General features: G+C 73.5%; 14 protein-coding genes. 6 read left to right on the top strand and 8 right to left on the bottom strand.

Features of this window, described 5'->3' with window-relative positions:
* Positions 1-119: 119 nt before the first annotated feature.
* The 3 genes from P3X83_RS35225 to P3X83_RS35215 all read right to left on the bottom strand — a co-directional run bounded on the left by P3X83_RS35225 (position 120) and on the right by P3X83_RS35215 (position 2932).
* A complete protein-coding gene (locus tag P3X83_RS35225) occupies positions 120-1442 on the bottom strand; it encodes a CHRD domain-containing protein (protein ID WP_277309679.1) in 1323 nt (440 codons plus the stop codon).
* A 159-nt stretch (positions 1443-1601) separates the two neighbouring features.
* A complete protein-coding gene (locus tag P3X83_RS35220; protein ID WP_277309678.1) occupies positions 1602-2372 on the bottom strand; it encodes a zf-HC2 domain-containing protein in 771 nt (256 codons plus the stop codon).
* Positions 2369-2932 carry a sigma-70 family RNA polymerase sigma factor gene (locus tag P3X83_RS35215; RefSeq protein WP_277309677.1) on the bottom strand — a complete coding sequence of 188 codons (564 nt, stop codon included), beginning with the start codon at positions 2930-2932 and terminating at the stop codon, positions 2369-2371. Before P3X83_RS35215 ends, P3X83_RS35220 begins: the two co-directional genes overlap by 4 nt.
* A gap of 351 nt (positions 2933-3283) precedes the next feature.
* Between P3X83_RS35215 and rsgA the strand changes: the two genes are divergently transcribed.
* Together rsgA and P3X83_RS35205 are read left to right on the top strand one after the other, a co-directional pair.
* Positions 3284-4420: a ribosome small subunit-dependent GTPase A gene (rsgA, locus tag P3X83_RS35210; RefSeq protein ID WP_277309676.1), complete on the top strand. Its 1137-nt coding sequence runs from the start codon at positions 3284-3286 to the stop codon at positions 4418-4420.
* A gap of 95 nt (positions 4421-4515) precedes the next feature.
* On the top strand, positions 4516-5178 hold the full coding sequence (locus P3X83_RS35205) for a phosphoribosyltransferase family protein (RefSeq protein ID WP_277309675.1): 663 nt from the start codon (positions 4516-4518) through the stop codon (positions 5176-5178).
* 55 nt (positions 5179-5233) lie between these two features.
* Here the strand turns inward: P3X83_RS35205 and P3X83_RS35200 are convergent, their stop codons facing one another.
* The 3 genes from P3X83_RS35200 to P3X83_RS35190 all read right to left on the bottom strand — a co-directional run bounded on the left by P3X83_RS35200 (position 5234) and on the right by P3X83_RS35190 (position 8250).
* A complete protein-coding gene (locus P3X83_RS35200; RefSeq protein ID WP_111171958.1) occupies positions 5234-5545 on the bottom strand; it encodes a WhiB family transcriptional regulator in 312 nt (103 codons plus the stop codon).
* A 103-nt stretch (positions 5546-5648) separates the two neighbouring features.
* On the bottom strand, positions 5649-6590 hold the full coding sequence (locus tag P3X83_RS35195; protein ID WP_277309674.1) for a sucrase ferredoxin: 942 nt from the start codon (positions 6588-6590) through the stop codon (positions 5649-5651).
* A gap of 106 nt (positions 6591-6696) precedes the next feature.
* Positions 6697-8250 (bottom strand): glycerol-3-phosphate dehydrogenase/oxidase, encoded by a 1554-nt coding sequence (locus P3X83_RS35190; RefSeq protein WP_277309673.1) that lies wholly within the window; start codon positions 8248-8250, stop codon positions 6697-6699.
* Positions 8251-8296: 46 nt separating this feature from the next.
* Here P3X83_RS35190 and P3X83_RS35185 point away from each other — a divergent pair, with 46 nt between their 5' ends.
* From P3X83_RS35185 to P3X83_RS35170, 4 genes are all read left to right on the top strand, one after another.
* Entirely contained in the window at positions 8297-9862 is a 1566-nt protein-coding gene (locus P3X83_RS35185; RefSeq protein WP_277309680.1) for an FAD-binding oxidoreductase, read from the top strand.
* A gap of 66 nt (positions 9863-9928) precedes the next feature.
* A complete protein-coding gene (locus tag P3X83_RS35180; protein WP_277309672.1) occupies positions 9929-11581 on the top strand; it encodes a serine/threonine-protein kinase in 1653 nt (550 codons plus the stop codon).
* A gap of 96 nt (positions 11582-11677) precedes the next feature.
* Positions 11678-13183 (top strand): metallophosphoesterase, encoded by a 1506-nt coding sequence (locus P3X83_RS35175; protein ID WP_277309671.1) that lies wholly within the window; start codon positions 11678-11680, stop codon positions 13181-13183.
* A gap of 36 nt (positions 13184-13219) precedes the next feature.
* Positions 13220-14884 (top strand): bifunctional 3'-5' exonuclease/DNA polymerase, encoded by a 1665-nt coding sequence (locus P3X83_RS35170; RefSeq protein WP_277309669.1) that lies wholly within the window; start codon positions 13220-13222, stop codon positions 14882-14884.
* Here P3X83_RS35170 and P3X83_RS35165 read toward each other — a convergent pair.
* Both P3X83_RS35165 and P3X83_RS35160 read right to left on the bottom strand, forming a co-directional pair.
* Positions 14866-16077: an MFS transporter gene (locus P3X83_RS35165; RefSeq protein ID WP_277309668.1), complete on the bottom strand. Its 1212-nt coding sequence runs from the start codon at positions 16075-16077 to the stop codon at positions 14866-14868. The two genes, P3X83_RS35170 and P3X83_RS35165, sit on opposite strands and share 19 nt — an antisense overlap.
* A gap of 152 nt (positions 16078-16229) precedes the next feature.
* Positions 16230-16923, bottom strand: a 694-nt coding sequence (locus P3X83_RS35160) for a hypothetical protein (protein ID WP_277309667.1), incomplete at its 5' end; no start/stop codon positions are given.

Below are 16923 nucleotides of genomic sequence, written 5' to 3'. Positions count from 1 at the left end.
CCCCGCCCCGCCCCCCCGGGGGGGCCCCCCCCCCCCCGGCCCGGCCCCCCCCCCCCCCCGCCCCGGCCCCCCGCCCCCCCCCGCGGGGGGGCCCCCCTTCGCGCGATCTACCTTGGCTATCAGCCCAGGTAGAGGTAGTCCGACCGGTACGGCACGCGCACGGTCGGCCGGCTCGCCGGGTCGCACGGCCCGGCCGGGGCGACGCCGCCCGCGGTGTTGAGCCGCAGGATCAGGGTCGCCCGGCCGAGCAGCCCGTCGCCGCCGGTCTGGGTGGCGTCGAGCAGCAGCTCGGGGATGTTCCCGGCGCCGTTGGCGGTCTTGGTGACGACCTTGCCGGTCACCGCGCTGCCGTCCGGGGCGACCCACTGGGGCGGACCGGCGGCGGGCCGTACGAACGAGTGGGCGATCGACCGGTCCAGCCGCGCCGCGACGCCGAGCTGGGTGTAGGCGTGGCCGCCGCCGTCCTGGCGGGTGCAGGCGTAGACCTGCGTGCCGCGCACGACCGGGGCCAGCACCGCCCTGGGCTGCGTGCCCAGCGCCGGGGCGAGACGGCCGCGCACCGCGCCGCCGTCGAAGGCCTTGGTGTGCAGGTTGGCGTACCAGTTGCCCGGGGCGCGGCGGATGCCGGCGGCGACCCGGCGATCCACGGGCGCGCTGCCCGCGATGCCGTTCACCGACGCGGGCAGGCCGTTCGCGGCGGCGAACAGGTCGGCCACGACGGGGCCGTTGACGCCGGGCGCGCCCCGGTGCACGTGCCCGTTGGTCGGGGCGTCCACCCGGCTCCAGGCGGCGGCGTAGTGCAGTGTCGTGCCCTGCGGGCGGATCAGCCACTCGGCGCCGCCGTCACGGTCACCGGTGCGCTTGCCGGGGGTGGGCACCTCCTGGCGCGCGTCGGCGAGCGCTCGCAGTGGCGCGGGGACGGGGCCGATGAGGACTCCGGCCAGGCTCACCGCCCGGTCGAGGCGGTGCAACTGGCCGCGGACGGCGCCGCCGGGGAATTCGGCGCTGTGCAGGTTGAGGTAGAAGCCGGTGGGGTTCGCGGCGAGTGCGCCGGCCAGCGCCGCGTCGCCCGCCCTGACCGTGCCGGAGACCGCGCTCGCCGTGCGGGGCAGCGCTCCGGCGAAGAAGCCCGCCTTCACCGCGCCGTTCGCCCCGGCCGTGCCCTGGTGCACGTGGAAGGCGGTGGGGGTGGCGACGCCCTTCCAGCGCACCGCGTAGGAGACCTCGTCGCCGCTGACGCGGATCACCGCGTAGGCGGAGCCGTCCCGATCGCCGGTCTTCGGCCCTCCCTTGGCGGGGACCTCGTTCGCGCCGTTCAGGCTCGCGGCGAAGTAGGCGTCGGTGGCGTCGGTCACGTCCGCGTGCCCGGCGCTGCCCGTGTTCAGGGTGCTCAGTGCGGTCAGCGTGGTCGCGGCGAGGAGGGCGAAGGCACGGGCGGACATGATGGACCTCACAGTGGTTGACTTCCGGTAAAGGTTTCTTCGGCCTCTGGTACGGCCTCTTCGACAAAGCCGGTTCAACCACTGAATCGGTATTTTTACCGCTATCGCCGGGTAATAGGAAAGGCCCTCCCGTCATCCACGGGAGGGCCTTTCCTCGAATCACACGCGAACGGTGAGAAGCGTCTTTCCGCTGGTGGTGACGACCTCGAAACGGTCGAGCCCTTCGGGGGGAAGGGCGGCTCCACCGTGCACATAGAGAGGATCCGGATGGCCGGGAACGCCGTACCCGGCCGAGGGCACCGCCCAGCCGGTGACCACCCGGCGTTCACCGGTCTTGGCGACCGCGACCAGCTCGCACTCCAGCGGCCCCTTGACTCCCTTGAGTTGCAGCGCGGCGTGGGTGCCCCAGGGCTTGGCCTCGACCACCAGCCCGCCGGAGACGCCGGGGGCGCCCGCTCCGGGGATGGGCTTCCCGCGCAGGTAGAACTCCTCGGCCGGGCCGTGGGAGTGGCCTGCGGCGACCGGCTCGGCGGCGCGCCCGCCGAGCGCGTTGCCCGCGGCCATGCCACCGGCCACCAGGGCGACGGCCGCGGCGACGCCGATCACGAACGTGCCCCGCCTGGCCCGCCGGTCGGCGGCCCTCTTCCTACGCATGAGGTCGATGACGCCACTGCTGTCGGGGACCTCGCCGGGTGGAACCGGGGCCGTGTCCTCGGCCCTGTCCTCGGCCGTCTCGTGGCCGGGGGGTTCTTTTGGGTCCTCGACCGGATCGACTCCCCGCAGCATGCCGGCCAGGCCGGTCATCTCCGACAGTTCCGCGGTGCACGGGGAGCAGCCGGTCAGGTGTTCGGCGAAGGCGCGCCGGTCGTCGTCGTCCAGCAGCCCGAGGGCGTAGGCGCCCACATCGGTGTGCTCGATCCGTGAGGTCATGCCGTCACCCCCCTTTCTTCCAGCGCGACGCGCAGCGCGCGCAGGGCGTAGTAGACGCGGGACTTGACGGTGCCGACCGGTATGCCGAGCACCTCGGCGGCGTCGGCGGCCGAGCGGTCCCGCAGGATGGTCTCGTTGAGCACCTGGCGGTGGGCCTCGGACAGCGACTTCAGTGCGTCGGTCACGACCACCTGGCGGAGCAGATCGTCCATCCGGTCGGGCATAGGCACGCTCTCCAAGTGTCCCTCACCCGCCTCGGGCGGCCGGGCGTCCCTGCGTCGCCGCTCATCGATCACGATACGTCTGGCCACGGTCGCCAGCCAGGGCATCAGCGAACCCGCCTCCGTGTCGAGCCGGTCGGCGCTGCGCCAGGCGCGCACCATGGTCTCCTGCACCACGTCCTCGGCCAGTTGGCGGTCGCCTCCGGTCAGCCGGATCACGAACCCCATCAGCGGCCGGTGGTACTCCCGGTACAGCGCCGCGACGACCGACTCGTCGTCGGGCCTGTCCCCGGACGGCCGGCGTAACCAGCCGCGTACTGGGCTTCGCGTGGTCTTCACGTCGGCTCCGTGGGATTCGGCCGGGGGGCAGGTGCTCAGTCGCATCATGACGCGCGTCCATCCGCCACACTCGTCGCCGGACGAACTCCGGCACCGCCAAGCGGTACGGCCCGCCCCCTCGCGCGGGTTCAACCGACCGCCGGAATTTCGCGGCGGTAATACGGATGAGGGAGCCGGGACGGGATGTTAGAGTTCGGGGAAAGCGGTCGCCCGATCCCGGGCGCCATGGCATCTGAGGAGGTGAGGTTCATGCGGGTCTACTCGGCGTGCCCGTTCATGTCACCCACCCCTGGGATGCCCGTGTCCATCTGACACGTCTCGCGAGGCATCCCGCGATCAAAGGATGCTGCGATGTCTTCGCCGGCGAACACCGGTTCTTTCGATCTTTCTCTGCTCGGCTGGGACGACTCCCTGGCGGCCGGGCTCACCGATGACACCCACAACACGCATGACACCGTCCCCGCGCGGGTCGCGCGGGTCGACCGGGGGGCGGCCGAGGTCATCGCCGCCGACGGCCACCACCACGTCCAGTACGGCGCCAGGATCCGGCGCGCGGCGGCGGCCGATCCGGTGGCGCTGCCCTGCGTGGGCGACTGGGCCGCGCTGCGGGCGCTGCCCGAGGGCCGGTACGAGCTGGCCACGGTGCTGCCGCGCCGTACCGCGTTCGTGCGGGGCGGGGTGAGCCGCGACTCGCGCGGTGGCCTGTCCGGCGACGGCCAGGGGCAGGTGCTCGCGGCCAATGTGGACGTGGTGTTCGTCGCCGAACCGGCGATGCACGCGACCGACCTGGCCGACCTCGGGCGCGTGGAGCGTCTGGTCGCGCTGGCCTGGGAGAGCGGCGCCACGCCGGTCGTGGTCGTCACCAAGACCGACCTGCTCGACCTGGGGCTGCCCGAACTGCTCGACGACGTGCGGGCCGCCGCGCCCGGCGTCGAGGTGCACGCCGTGTCGGCGATGGCCGGCGAGGGCGTCGCGGAGGTCCGCGCCCACCTGGCGGGCTCCGGGACGGCGGTCGTGCTCGGCGCCTCGGGCGCGGGCAAGTCCACGCTGGTCAACGCCATGGCGGGGGCGGAGGTGATGGAGACCCAGCAGGTCCGGGCGGGCGACGGCCGTGGCAGGCACACCACCGTGCACCGCGAGCTGATCCCGCTGCCCGGCGGCGGGCTGGTGATCGACACCCCCGGAATCCGCAGGGTGGGCCTTTACCAGATGAGCGACGGCGTCGACCTGGTTTTCGCGGACATCGAGGAACTGGCGCGCGAGTGCCGGTTCGCCGACTGCGGGCACCAGGCAGAGCCGGAATGCGCTGTAATGGCCGCCGTCGATTCCGGGGAACTGCCTGAACGGCGGCTGGAAAGCTGGTACAAGCTGCAGCGCGAGGCGGCCTGGATGGCGTCGCGGTCCGACGCGCGGGCGCGCAGCGAGCAGACCAGGAAGTGGAAGATCATTCACAAAGAGATGCGGCGCAGCGGCCGGAATCGCCCATGAGATGACCTCGGGTGCGGTATAAGCGCGCGGTGCGGCGGATGCCGCACCGCGCGGCCCGGTGTCTGGGCGCGAGCCATTGGGGTATGTCCGAAACCATGGGTGGAGAGCGTATTCGGCTCCCCTTCATCGACCGGTGGGAGGCGGGCCGGATCTTGGCCGAACGGCTCACCGGGCTCGGGCTCTCCGAGCCGGTGGTGCTGGCGCTGCCGCGCGGCGGCCTGCCGGTCGGGGCTCCGGTGGCCGAACGGCTCGGCGGGGTGCTCGACGTCCTGGTCACCCGGAAGATCGGTTACCCGCCGCAGCCGGAACTGGGCGTCGGTGCGATCGCCGAGGGCGGGGAGCCGGTCTTCGACGAGGAGCTGATGGGCCGGCTGGGGCTGTCCAGGGCCGCGCTCGCCCCGGTGATCGCGAGCGAGCGGGCCGAGCTGCGGCGGCGGGTGGCGGTTTACCGGGGCGACCGGCCGCTGCCCGAGCTGCGGGGGCGCGACGTGGTCGTGGTCGACGACGGCCTGGCCACCGGGAACACCGCGCGGGCCGGGCTGGCGGCGGTGCGGGCCGCGGGGCCCGCGCGGCTGGTGCTGGCGGTGCCGGTGGGAGCGCCGGAGACGGTCGAGTCGATGTGGCCGGCCGCCGACGACGTGGTGGTGCCGGTCACTCCGGCGAGCTTCCAGGCCGTGGGGCAGTGGTACGCGCGCTTCGGCCAGCTCACCGACGAGGACGTGCTGGAGATTCTGGGCCGTTACACACCGAACGCGTGATCATGACGAGCATGATCACGCGCTAGGGGAACGGCTGCTGCCGGGTTTGAGGGGGTCAGGCGGCGCTGATGCCGGCGCTCGCGGCACGGCGCATGCGACGGCGACGCTCGGAGGCGCGCTCGTCTTCGTTGAGTCCGCCCCAGGTGCCGTACTTCTCCGGGCGAGACAGCGCGTAGTCGAGACACTCGACACGCACGGGGCACTGGGCGCAGATGGCCTTGGCCTTGCGCTCTCGAATGTCACGCTCGGGCTGACGCTCGCCGTCAGGGCCGAAGAAAAGTACGAGGTCCTCACCCCGGCACGCGGCGTCGTCCTGCCAGCCCCAGCTTGGTCGCGGGCGGGCGATCTGCCGACGTACCTGAGACATGAGACAACCACCTTATAATGAGAGGTATTTCGGGTTTCTGCCGCATTGGACGCTTGTGGCGTCTCTGAGTCAACGCGTTACGTGCCCGTGGTGTTCCCGAGGGTCAGGTCAGAGCGGGCGTGGCGTAGCGCACAGGCGTGAGCCTGTCCAGCGACACCAGCCGGTAGGTCGCGATCGTTTCGGCGCAAGCCATACCGCACGGCGTTGGAAACGCCATCGGTTCGACCACGACCCGGAACCGCGCGTCGCCAAGGCGCATGACCGCCGTGGTGACGTCGCCGTCCGACCGTGAGGATTCCACGGCCACTCCGCCGACGGAGAGTTCGCCCGTATGGTCACGCACGAAATGCTCGGCGGCCTGCAGTGGCTCAGGGATGCCCGCGCGTCCCCGGAAACGATCGAGAAGCACCTCGCCGTGCCGGTACGCGTTTGCCGCCGCGAGCGCGGCAGCCTCAGACATGTTGCCGTAGTAAAGCCCGTGTGGCAAGCACACCAGGTTGGCGGCGTATCGATCGCCGCCAACGTGTGACGTTTCCCACACCTTCCCGGGGAGGTTTTCACCGAGATGTCGTGCGAGAGGTAGACCTATGCGGGCGCAACACGCATTCCTCTTGGCGTGCGTGCAGACCAGAAATACCGGCTCGCTCACCAGTATGCAGGACTCCGGGACCACTCCGTGCACGAGCGCGTCCAGGTCAAGATCGTCGGGATCAGCGAAAACGCCCTCGGCCAGCCATGGGGAGTCTCCGGCGGCGTACGCCAATAGCACATGCGCGCCCTGGCGTGTCGAGCGGGTCCGCCTGCCGGGGCGGCGGATGAGCTGGGCGCGCACGCCCGCCTCCGTGGCGCGCCGGATGAGGGCGTGCAGCTCGGCGGGGAGGCGGCATTCGGGCAGGCGTTCCGCCCAGGGGCCGTCGTGCTCGATCAGCAGCCAGTAGCGGGCGCCGACCGTCGCGCTGGCGAGCGCGGGCACGGCGCCGGTGTGGCAGCCGCGCTCGTGCGTGCAGCCTTTCGGCCTGCCGTCCGGTTCCATGCCGCTGAGCACCACACCCCCCGTATGTCACGATCGCTTGATTAGGTAACCCTAACCTAACGCTCGCGGGTATTGAGCAGGAGGGCTCCGCACTTGCACGGATCTTCCCTGGAACGGGCTATTCGCCCGTGGCGGCCAGCGCGGCCAGGGCGGCGGGGAGGGCCGCCTCGCGCTCGGCGGGGATCAGCCCGATCCGGGTGCGGCGGTCGAGGAGATCTCCGGCGTCCAGCGCCCCTTCGTGACGCGCGCCCCACACTAGTTCCGCGCCGATGACCCCCGGCGCGACCGGCTCGGCCAGAGAGGGATCGGCCTCGGCCAGCTCCGCGACGGCGGGCGCCTCGGCCCCGTAGCGCTCGACGAGCCACCAGGGCGCCCTGAGCGCCCCGACAGGGGCTCCGACTAGCGGCAGGCCGGAGGTGGGGCTCGGACCCGCCTGGAGCGATCTCAGCGCCACGGCGCGGTCGACGGCGTCTTCGGCCATACGCCGATATGTCGTCAGTTTGCCGCCTACGACGGTCACGACGCCCGTCTGCGACACCCGCACCGCGTGCCGCCGCGAAAGATCCGCCGTGGCCCCCTCCGCACCATCCGGCGCGGCCAGCAGCGGGCGCAGCCCGGCGTAGGCGCCCGCCACATCGGAGCGCCGCACCGGGACGGCGAGCACCGAGTTGAGCACGTCCAGCAGGAACGTCACGTCCGACTCGGGCACCTCGGGCACGTCCGGCACGGGCCCGTCCACGGGCTCGTCGGTCAGCCCCACGTAGACCCGCCCGCCGGACTGGGGGAGCACCAGCACGAACCGGTTGCTCTCGCCAGGAATCGGCACGTGCATCCCCGCCCCCGGCGTCGCCAGCACGCCGGGGCCCAGCACCAGATGCGCGCCCCTGGAGGGCCGCAACGTGATCGACGGGTCCAGCGTCCCCGCCCACACGCCCGTCGCGTTGACCACCGTCCGCGCGCGGATGCGCAGCCGCTCGCCGGTCAGCTCGTCGCGCGCCTCGGCCCCGTCGCCGGTCAGCTCGACCGCGCGGCACCGGGTGAGGATCCGCGCGCCGTGCCCGGCGGCCGTGCGGGCGATCGCGACCACCAGCCGGGCGTCGTCGATCACCCGGCCGTCCCAGGACAGCAGCGCGCCGCGCAGGCCGCGGGGGGCGAGCCCGGGCACGCGCTCCAGCGCGCGTGCGGCCCCGAGCCCGGACGGCCCGGGCAGCAGCCGGCGCGGGGTGCGGGCGGCCGCGCGCAGCGCGTCGCCGAGCCGGTACCCGGCCATCAGCGTCGCCGCCTGTGACCGCGACACCGCCGGCGTGAGCGGCAGCAGGTACGGCCGGGCGCGCACCAGGTGCGGCGCGGTCGTGGTCAACAGGATCCCGCGCTCCACGGCGCTCTCCATGGCCACGCCCACCTGGCCCTTGGCCAGATAGCGCAGCCCGCCGTGGATCAGCTTGGAACTCCACCTGGACGTGCCGAAGGCCAGGTCGTGGGCGTCGATCGCGGCCACGGAAAGCCCGCGCGAGGCGGCGTCGAGCGCGGCGCCCGCCCCGGTCGCCCCCAGCCCGACGACGAGGACGTCGACGGTCGTCTCGGCGATCTCGGCCAGTTCGCGCGCCCTGCGGGCGGCGTTGAGCGACGTGCTGTGGAGGCTCACCGGCCGCCGATCCGGGACTCGCGGCATATGCCAGAGTTTAGGCGTGGAATCTCCGACGACGCCCGCGGCACCGATGCTCTGGTCCGGCTGGGGCGATCCCGCCAAGGCCGCCGACCTGCCGGAACCGGTGCGCGAGCTGCTCGCGAGCCTGCTCGGCGTGCGCCCCCCGGCCGTGCCCGCCGCCGAGCTCGGCCAGGTGCGCCTGCGGCCGGTGGCGCTGACCCCTCTCGTGCTCGCGGGGCTGAGCGACATCGTCGGGCACGACCACGTCCGGTTCGACGACGAGACGCGGATCCGGCACACCCGGGGCAAGTCCACTCCCGACCTGCTGCGGATCCGCGCCGGTGACGGCTCCGACGCCCCGGACGCGGTCGTGCTCCCCGGCACCCACGACGAGGTCGCCGCCCTGCTCGGCTACTGCGCCGACAACCGGATCGCCGTGGTCCCCTTCGGCGGGGGCACCTCGGTGGTGGGCGGGCTGACCGCCTCCGGGAGCGGGTTCGCGGGCGTGGTGGCGCTCGGGCTGCGGCGGATGGACCGGCTGGTCGGCCTCGACACCGTCTCGATGGTGGCCGAGCTGGAGCCGGGGCTGCGGGCCGTCGAGGCCGAGCGGATGCTCGCCGGGCACGGTCTGACGCTGGGGCACTTCCCGCAGTCCTACGAGTACGCCACGCTCGGCGGGTTCGCCGCCGCCCGGTCCAGCGGGCAGGCGTCCTCCGGGTACGGGCGCTTCGACGACATGGTCATGGGCCTGACGCTCGCCACCCCGTCGGGGACGCTGCGGCTCGGCCGCGCCCCCCGCTCGGCGGCCGGGCCCGACCTGCGGCAGCTCGTGCTCGGGTCGGAGGGGGCGTTCGGCGTCATCACCTCGCTGCGCCTGCGGGTGCGGCCCGCGCCCGAGGTCACGGTCTACGAGGGCTGGCGGTTCGCCTCGTTCGCCGAGGGCACGGCGGCGGCGCGCCTGCTGGCCCAGCGCGGCCCGCTGCCCACGGTGCTGCGGCTGTCGGACGAGACCGAGACCATGGTGGGCCTGGCCAAGCCCGGCGAACTGGGCGCGCCTTCCGACGGCGGCTGCCTGATGATCACGGGCTACGAGGGCGCCGGTGAGGAGGTCGGCGCGGTCCGCGAGCGGGCCGCCGCCGCGCTGGCCGGGGCGGGCGGCGTCGCACTGGGCGCCGGGCCGGGGGAGTCCTGGGCGAAGGGGAGGTTCGCCGCGCCGTACCTGCGCGACTCGCTGCTCGCGGCCGGCGCGACCGCCGAGACCCTGGAGACGGCCTGCTTCTGGTCGGAGCTGCCGGCCCTCTACGAGGCCGTGCGGCGGGCGCTCCACGACGAGCTGGCCTCCCCCCTGGTCATGTGCCACGTCTCCCACGTGTACGAGACCGGCGCCTCGCTCTACTTCACCGTGGTCACCGCCCAGTCGGCCGACCCCGTCGAGCAGTGGGCGAAGGCCAAGCGCGCCGCCTGCGACGCGATCGTCCGCACGGGCGGGACCATCTCCCACCACCACGGGGTCGGACGCGACCACCGCGAGGCGTACGCGGCGGAGATCGGCGACTTGGGAGTGGACGTCGTGCGGGCGGTCAAGGCCAGGCTTGACCCTTCTGGGGTGCTCAATCCGGGTGTGCTGCTTTCATAATGTGCCGACCCGATTAGCCGCTTATGTCATGGTCCGAGGTCAACCCTCATAGGATCGTCCGCTGTGATGGCGTACGGCATTCCCTCTGTCCTCGGTCTCGACCCCCGTGATCCGCCCGAGCTGGGTCCCTACCGGCTCGCCGGCAGGCTGGGCATGGGAGGCATGGGTACGGTGTTCCTGGCCGAGGGCCCGCAGGGGCCCGTGGCGGTGAAGATGATCAACCCGCATCTGGCCAGGGACCAGGAGTTCGTCGCCCGGTTCCGGCGTGAGGTGGACGCGGCCCGCAGGGTGCGCCGGTTCTGCACCGCGCCGGTGCTCGACGCCAGGCTCGACGGCGAGCCGCTGTGGCTGGTGACGGAGTACGTCGCGGGCCCGGACCTGGCCCGGGTGCTCAAGGAGGGCGGCCCGCTCGGCGGGTCGAACGTCGAGGCGCTCGCCGTCGGCGTGGCCACCGCGCTCACCGCCATCCACGGCGCCGGGGTCGTCCACCGCGACCTGAAGCCGGGCAACGTGCTGCTGTCGCCGCTCGGCCCGAGGGTCATCGACTTCGGCATCGCCCGAGCCCTGGACACCGGCATCGGGCAGACCGCGACCGGCCGGCTGATGGGAACGCCCGAGTACATGGCCCCGGAGCTCGTCTCCGGCGAGAAGGCGGGACCGCCCGCCGACATCTTCGCCTGGGGGTGCGTGGTGGTCGCGGCGGCCACAGGGCGCTCGCCGTTCGCCTCCAAGACCGTGCCCGAGGCCCTGTACCGGGTGGCGCACGACACGCCGTCCCTCGACGCCGTCGATCCCGCGCTGCGCGGAACGGTGGAGGCGGCGCTCAGCAAGGACCCGGCGGCGCGGCCCACCGCCGAGCAGTTGCTCACGGCCCTTACCGGGCGAAACCACGTGGACGGCGCCGACGTCGCGGGCACGCTCCGCCTGGACCTCAGCTCGGTCAGCGGGGGAGCGCCCGCCGCGCAGGCCGCCCCACCCGCGCGGCGCCCCGAGCCCGCGCGCAAAGGCGGGGAGTGGAGGCGGCTCGCCCTCGCCGCGGTGGCGGGCGCGGCGGTCGTCGGGCTCGTCACCGGCGGGATGGCGCTGGCGAACGCGCTGCCCGCCTCGCCGCCCGCGACCACCGACGTGATCTACCGGGACGCGTTCGACAACGACGAGTCCGGCTGGAGCAACGACATCGGCGGCGCCACCTCCAACCGGGGCTACGCGGGCGACGGGCGCTACACCATGGCCACCGACTCGGTCACCCGCGACAGATGGGCCATCGCGCCGGTGAACGCGGTGGTCCCGGAGGCGGTGGTGGTCTCCGCCAAGGTGAACGTCACCCAGGCGGGCGGCACCGGCTGGACCGGCCTGTTCTGCGAGTACTCCAAGGACGATGAGGACAAGAACGACTTCTTCTACTCCTTCTACGTCCGCAAGCAGGGCCAGGCCAGGATCCAGAAGGTCGGCGACGGCCTGATCAGCGACCTGACGGCCGACATCGAGATCCCCGACTACAAGGCGGGCAGCGAGCTGCGGGCGGTGTGCGCCCGCGGTGAGGGCGAGATCAGGCTCGCCCTGTGGGCCGGGGACACCCCGGTGGCCGACGTGGCGGACGACAAGGTGCAGAGCGCGACCGGACGCCCGGCGTTCGGGCTGGTGGTCTCGCAGCATCCCTCCGACCAGACGGCGACGCGCGCGCATTTCGACGACTTCACCATCAGCCGGCTGGGCTGAGACCGCCTGCCGGGAGCCGTGACCGGACGATCTCGTCAACCGTTCCCTTCCCCGAACATCCGTGCACGGGGAGTTATCGGCGGCCAGAATGTGTTCATGGTCGAAGTCGCCGCCGAGCGCGGGAAACAGGCGTCCTCGCGGGTCTCCGAAGCGGGCGCGGGATGGGACTGCGAGCGGATCGGCACCTTTCGCGCGCTGCAGCCCACCCGGTCCAGCTTCTCCTGGCTCAACCCGCGCATCCTGTGGCGCTCGCGCAACGACGTCCTTTCCGCCCTGTTCGGCGACCCCTCGGGCCAGGTGCGCGGACGCTGGATGCGCGCCCAGCGGGCCCGGGGCGCCGACCCCGGCTGCCGGATCGACCGCGAGCTCGGGCCGGAGTTCTCCTTCCTGCTGCTCGGCGACCCCGGCGAGGGCGACGCCTCGCAGTACTCCACGGTGCCGGGCATCCTCAAGATCGGCGAGGACACCGACTTCGCGGTGATCGCCAGTGACGTGATCTACCCGACCGGATCGGGCAATGAGTACGGCGACAAGTTCTACCGGCCCTACAAGGACTACCGGGCCCCGATCTACGCGATCCCCGGCAACCACGACTGGTACGACGGGCTCGGCGGCTTCATGCGGGTCTTCTGCGGGGCCCAGCCGCTCAAGGCGCGGGAGGAGGGCTTCCGGCTCTCGCCGACCGGGCTGCGCGGGCTGCTGTGGTCCAAGCCGGAGAAGATCGACGAGCGGCGGCTGGCGGAGGCCGGGAAGCTGCGGGCGGCGCCGGAGCAGCAGGGCGTGCAGCCCGGGCCGTACTGGGTGATCGAGTCCGAGCACCTGGTGATCGTGGGCATCGACACCGGCATCTCCGGGGGGCTCGACCGCGAGCAGGGCGAGTGGCTGCGCCGGGTCTCGGCGGGCCCCAAGCCCAAGCTGCTGGTCACGGGCAAGCCGATCTACGTGCGCGACGAGTACAAGCCGTGCCCGATCGAGGGCGGCGGCACCGTGGACGACCTGGTCCGCGACCCGGCCAACAACTACGTCGCGGCCATCGGCGGCGACGTGCACAACTACCAGCGCTATCCGGTGAAGGCCGGCGGCCGGGTGATCCAGTACATCGTCGCGGGCGGCTCGGGGGCCTTCACCCACGCAACCCACACCATCCGCCGCATCTCGGTGGGCGGGGTGCACGAGGACGAGTTCCGGTGCTACCCGCTGCGCGGCGACTCCCTGTCCTTCTACAGCCGGCTGTACGCCAAGCGGCTGCGGATGAAGTGGCTCTACCTGCGCCCGGCCGAGGCCGCGTGCATCATGCGTGAGCAGATCGGCAACGACCCGGTGCGCCCGGTCACCGAGGAGATCCGGGTCACCCGCAGGATGCGCTGGGCCGCCCGGCTGCTCGGCTCGTGGCCGATGCCGCTGCGGCTGCCGGTCGGGCGGGTCTTCCACCGCTACCTGTCGGAGCTGTCCGACTGGGACACCCCACCCTTCTTCAAGAGCTTCCTGCACATCTCGGTCAACGCTGATGAGCTGCGGATCCGCTGCTTCGCCGCGACCGGGTGCCTGGCCCAGGAACTCGATCCGCCGCTGGAGGACGAGGTGTCGATCAGCCTCCGCTGAGCCGTACTGTCGGACCCACCTGGCAGGCTGTTCGGTGTGCGCATCGCGGTGGCGGCCGGTCCCGGCGGCTCGGGCGTGCTCCGGCCGCTGGGCCCGGGGCCCGAGCCCGTCGCGCCCGATCTGGTCGTGCCCGACCTGGTGGGCGCCGTCCGCGACGCCGAGCGCACGGGCGGGCGCTCGCTCGGCGTCCGCGCCGGCGAGCCCCCCGAGCACCCCCGCTGGGTGTGGGCCGACGCCCGCGCGCTCTACCCGGCGCTGCTGGCCGCGGGCGTGCGCCCGGCCCGCTGCCACGACCTGGCGCTGACCGAGTCGCTGCTGCTGGCCCACGACGGCCGCTACGGCGAGCCCAGGTCGCCCGCCGCCGCCTACGCCCGGCTGCGCGGCCTGCCCGTGCCCGACGACCACACCGGCGCGGCCCCCGTCCAGGCCACCCTGTTCGAGACCGAGAAGCCCGGCCCGCCGGCCGACGAGATCGACGTCGTCGCCGCCGTCCACGCCGACCAGCTCACGCGCATCGCCGCCACCGCCGACCCGCGCCGCTTCCGGCTGCTGGTCGCGGCCGAGTCGGCGGGCGCGCTGGTCGCCGCCGAGCTGGCCCACGACGGCATGCCCTGGCGTGCCGACGTCCACGACGAGCTGCTCACCGGCCTGCTCGGGCCGCGCCCCGTCCACGGCATGCGCCCCGCCCGCCTCCAGGCGCTGGCCGACCAGGTCTCCGCCGCCTTCGGGCGCCCGGTCAACCCCGACTCCCCGCAGCAGATCGTCAAGGCGTTCAAGTCGGCCGGCGTCAGCGTGCCCTCCACCCGGTCGCAGGTGCTCAAGGAGGTCGAGCACCCGGGCGTCGCGCCGCTGCTGGCCTATAAGGAGCTGGCCCGCCTGTTCAGCTTCCACGGCTGGGCCTGGGCCGACCAGTGGGTGCGCGAGGGCCGCTTCCACCCGGAGTACGTCGTGGCGGGCGTCGTCTCCGGCCGCTGGGCGACCAGCGGGGGAGGGGCGCTGCAGATCCCCAAGGTGATGCGCAGGGTCGTGGTGGCCGACGAGGGGTGGCGCCTGGTGGTGGCCGACGCCGCGCAGCTCGAACCCCGGGTGCTGGCGGCGATGGCCGGTGACCGCGGGCTGGCCGCGGCGGCGGGCGAGATCGACCTGTACGCCGCGCTGGCGCAGGCGTTCGGCGGCCTGCGCGACAACGCCAAGATCGCCCTGCTGTCCGCCATGTACGGCGGCACCAGCGGCGACGCCCCCAAGCTGCTCGCCGTGATGCGCCAGCGGTTCCCCAGGGCCTACGCCTTCGTCGAGGAGGCCGCCCGCGCCGGAGAGGAGGGCAAGCTGGTCAGGTCGTGGCTGGGCCGCACCTCACCGCCGCCCTCGGCGCGCTGGCGCGAGCTGGTGCTCGGCCCCGAGGGCGCCCGCGCGGCCCGCGACCGCGGCCGGTTCACCCGCAACTTCGTGGTGCAGGCCACGGCCGCCGAATGGGCGCTGACCCTGCTCGCCGTGCTGCGCGGGCGGCTGTCCGGCCCGGCCAGGCTGGTGTTCTTCCAGCACGACGAGGTGATGGTGCACTGCCCCGCCGAGCAGGCGGACGAGGTGGTCGCCGCCGTCGGCGTGGCGGCCGAGGAGGCCACCCGCCTGCTGTTCGGCGATACCCCGGTGCGCTTCCCGATGCACGCGGTGCCCGTCGGCTGTTACGCCGACGCCAAGTGATCGTCGCGCCGCAGCAGCAGGGCCGCGCACAGGGTGACCATGACGCCCACGGCCAGGGCCAGCGCGCCGTACGACAGGGCGCCGACGATCGCCCCGGCGACGACGGTGCCGGTCGCGCCGCAGACGTTCATCAGCAGGTCCGACAGGCCCTGCACCGAGGTCCGCCGCGCGATCGGCGTCGACTCGGTGAGCAGCGCCGACCCGGCCACCAGGCCGCACGACCAGCCGACGCCCAGCACGAACAGGCCCGCCGTCACCTGCGCGACGCCGTGCTCCCCGGCCGTGCCCGCGAGCACGGCGGAGACCAGCAGCAGGCCCATCCCGATCACCAGGACCCTGACCCCGCCGAGCCGGTCGGCCAGCCATCCGACGATCGGCGACAGCGCGAACATCCCGGCGATGTGCAGGCTGAGCACCAGGCCGATCACCGAGACGGTCGCCCCGCCGTGGTCGAGGTGCACCGGCGTCATCGACATCACCGAGACCATCGCGGTGTGGCTGACCGCGATGGCGGCCAGCGCGCGCCGCGCGCCCGGGCTGGCGCGGATGGCGTGCCACGCGTCGCGCATCGTGCGCTCGCGGGCGCCCCCGGCGGCGGGCGGGGCGTCGGTGACGGTGAGACCCCGGGCCAGCACCAGCGGGTCCGGGCGCAGTGCGACGGTGACGACCACCAGTGACACCGCGAACGCGGCGGCGGCCAGCATGAACGGCCCGGTCCACGGGTGCAGCCCGAGCGCGGGCCCGAGCGCCTCGGCGGGCTGGGCGAGGTTGGGGCCGAGCACCGAGCCGATGGTCGCCGACCACACCACGAGCGACAGGTGCCGCCCGGCGTATCCGGGCGGGGAGAGGTCGGTGGCCGAGTAGCGGGCGGCCAGGTTGCCCGCGCTGCCCCCGCCCATCAGCACCAGGCCGACCAGCAGCAGCGGCCACGACGTGACGGCGATGCCCGCGACCGCGACCAGGCTGCCGGCCAGGGCGCTGCCGTAGGTCAGCGCGAGCCCTCGCCTGCGCCCGCCGCGCGTGGCGGCCCTGGCGGCCGGTACGGCCAGCAGCGCCGCGCCCAGCACCGAAGCCGTGCCCGCCAGCCCGCTGATCGGCGCCGATCCCGACAGCTTGTAGATCACCCAGGCGCTGAGCGCCAGCCCGACGGCGATCCCGATCCCACTGATGATCTGCGCCGCGGCCAGGACCACCAGCGTGCGGCGCTGCGCGGCGCGGACGCGCGGGGAGGAGAAGGCCTCGGCCGCGTCGATCGGGGGCGGGGATTGTACGGTAATGTCAGTAGGTTTTTCGGGATTTGCCGGGCTTGTTGTCACAAAGGAAGTCTGCCAGTCGCCGTCCGGGCTCAGCCCTTCGGTGCGAATGTGCCGAAGAAGGTGGTGCGCAACGCGGCGCCCTCCTTCCAGCGCAGCTCCGGTATCGCGAAGGTGATCCGGTAGGCGCGCGCCGAGTCCACCGTCACGTAGCGGGCGAGCGTGTGCATCGGCACCCCGTCCGGCTGGGTGTGGGTGTACTCCCACTCGGCGGCCTTCCACTGCCCGTAGTCGACCTGCTCCAGCCGGACCTGGATGTACTCGGCCAGCTCGGTGGTCTCACGGGTGCGGTTCAGCGCGGCGATGCCGCCGTCGGCGGCCGGTGCGACGGTCTCGACCGTCACGGTCTCGTCGGTGCCGCCCGGCGCGCTGAAGGTCACCCGCTTGCCCTTGACCGTCACACGCCAGTCCTTGGGCACCGCGGCACTCACGGTTCCGCCGGTGCGCACGGTGTATCCGGCGGGGACCTGCCCGCCGCCCGTAGCGGGCGAGGACACGCCGGTCGAGGCCAGCGGCGTCGCGCTCTCACCGGACGGTTCGCCGGAGCGCACCAGCAGCACGGCGACCACTACCACGCCGGTCAGACCGGCGGCGGCCAGTATCCACCGGGTGGCCGCGCCGCCCTGGCGGCGCTCGGTGTAGCCGGGACGGCGGCGGCCGTTGCGGGCGGGCGGCGGGCGTTCGCCGCCGTCGTGCCGTCCGCGCGGGGCGGGCCTGCGCGGCGTC

The organism is Spongiactinospora sp. TRM90649 (assembly GCF_029382225.1).
GTDB lineage: Bacteria > Actinomycetota > Actinomycetes > Streptosporangiales > Streptosporangiaceae > Spongiactinospora.
The sequence above is the reverse complement of the archived record's forward strand: the minus strand, read 5'-3'. Positions and strand labels throughout refer to the sequence as shown.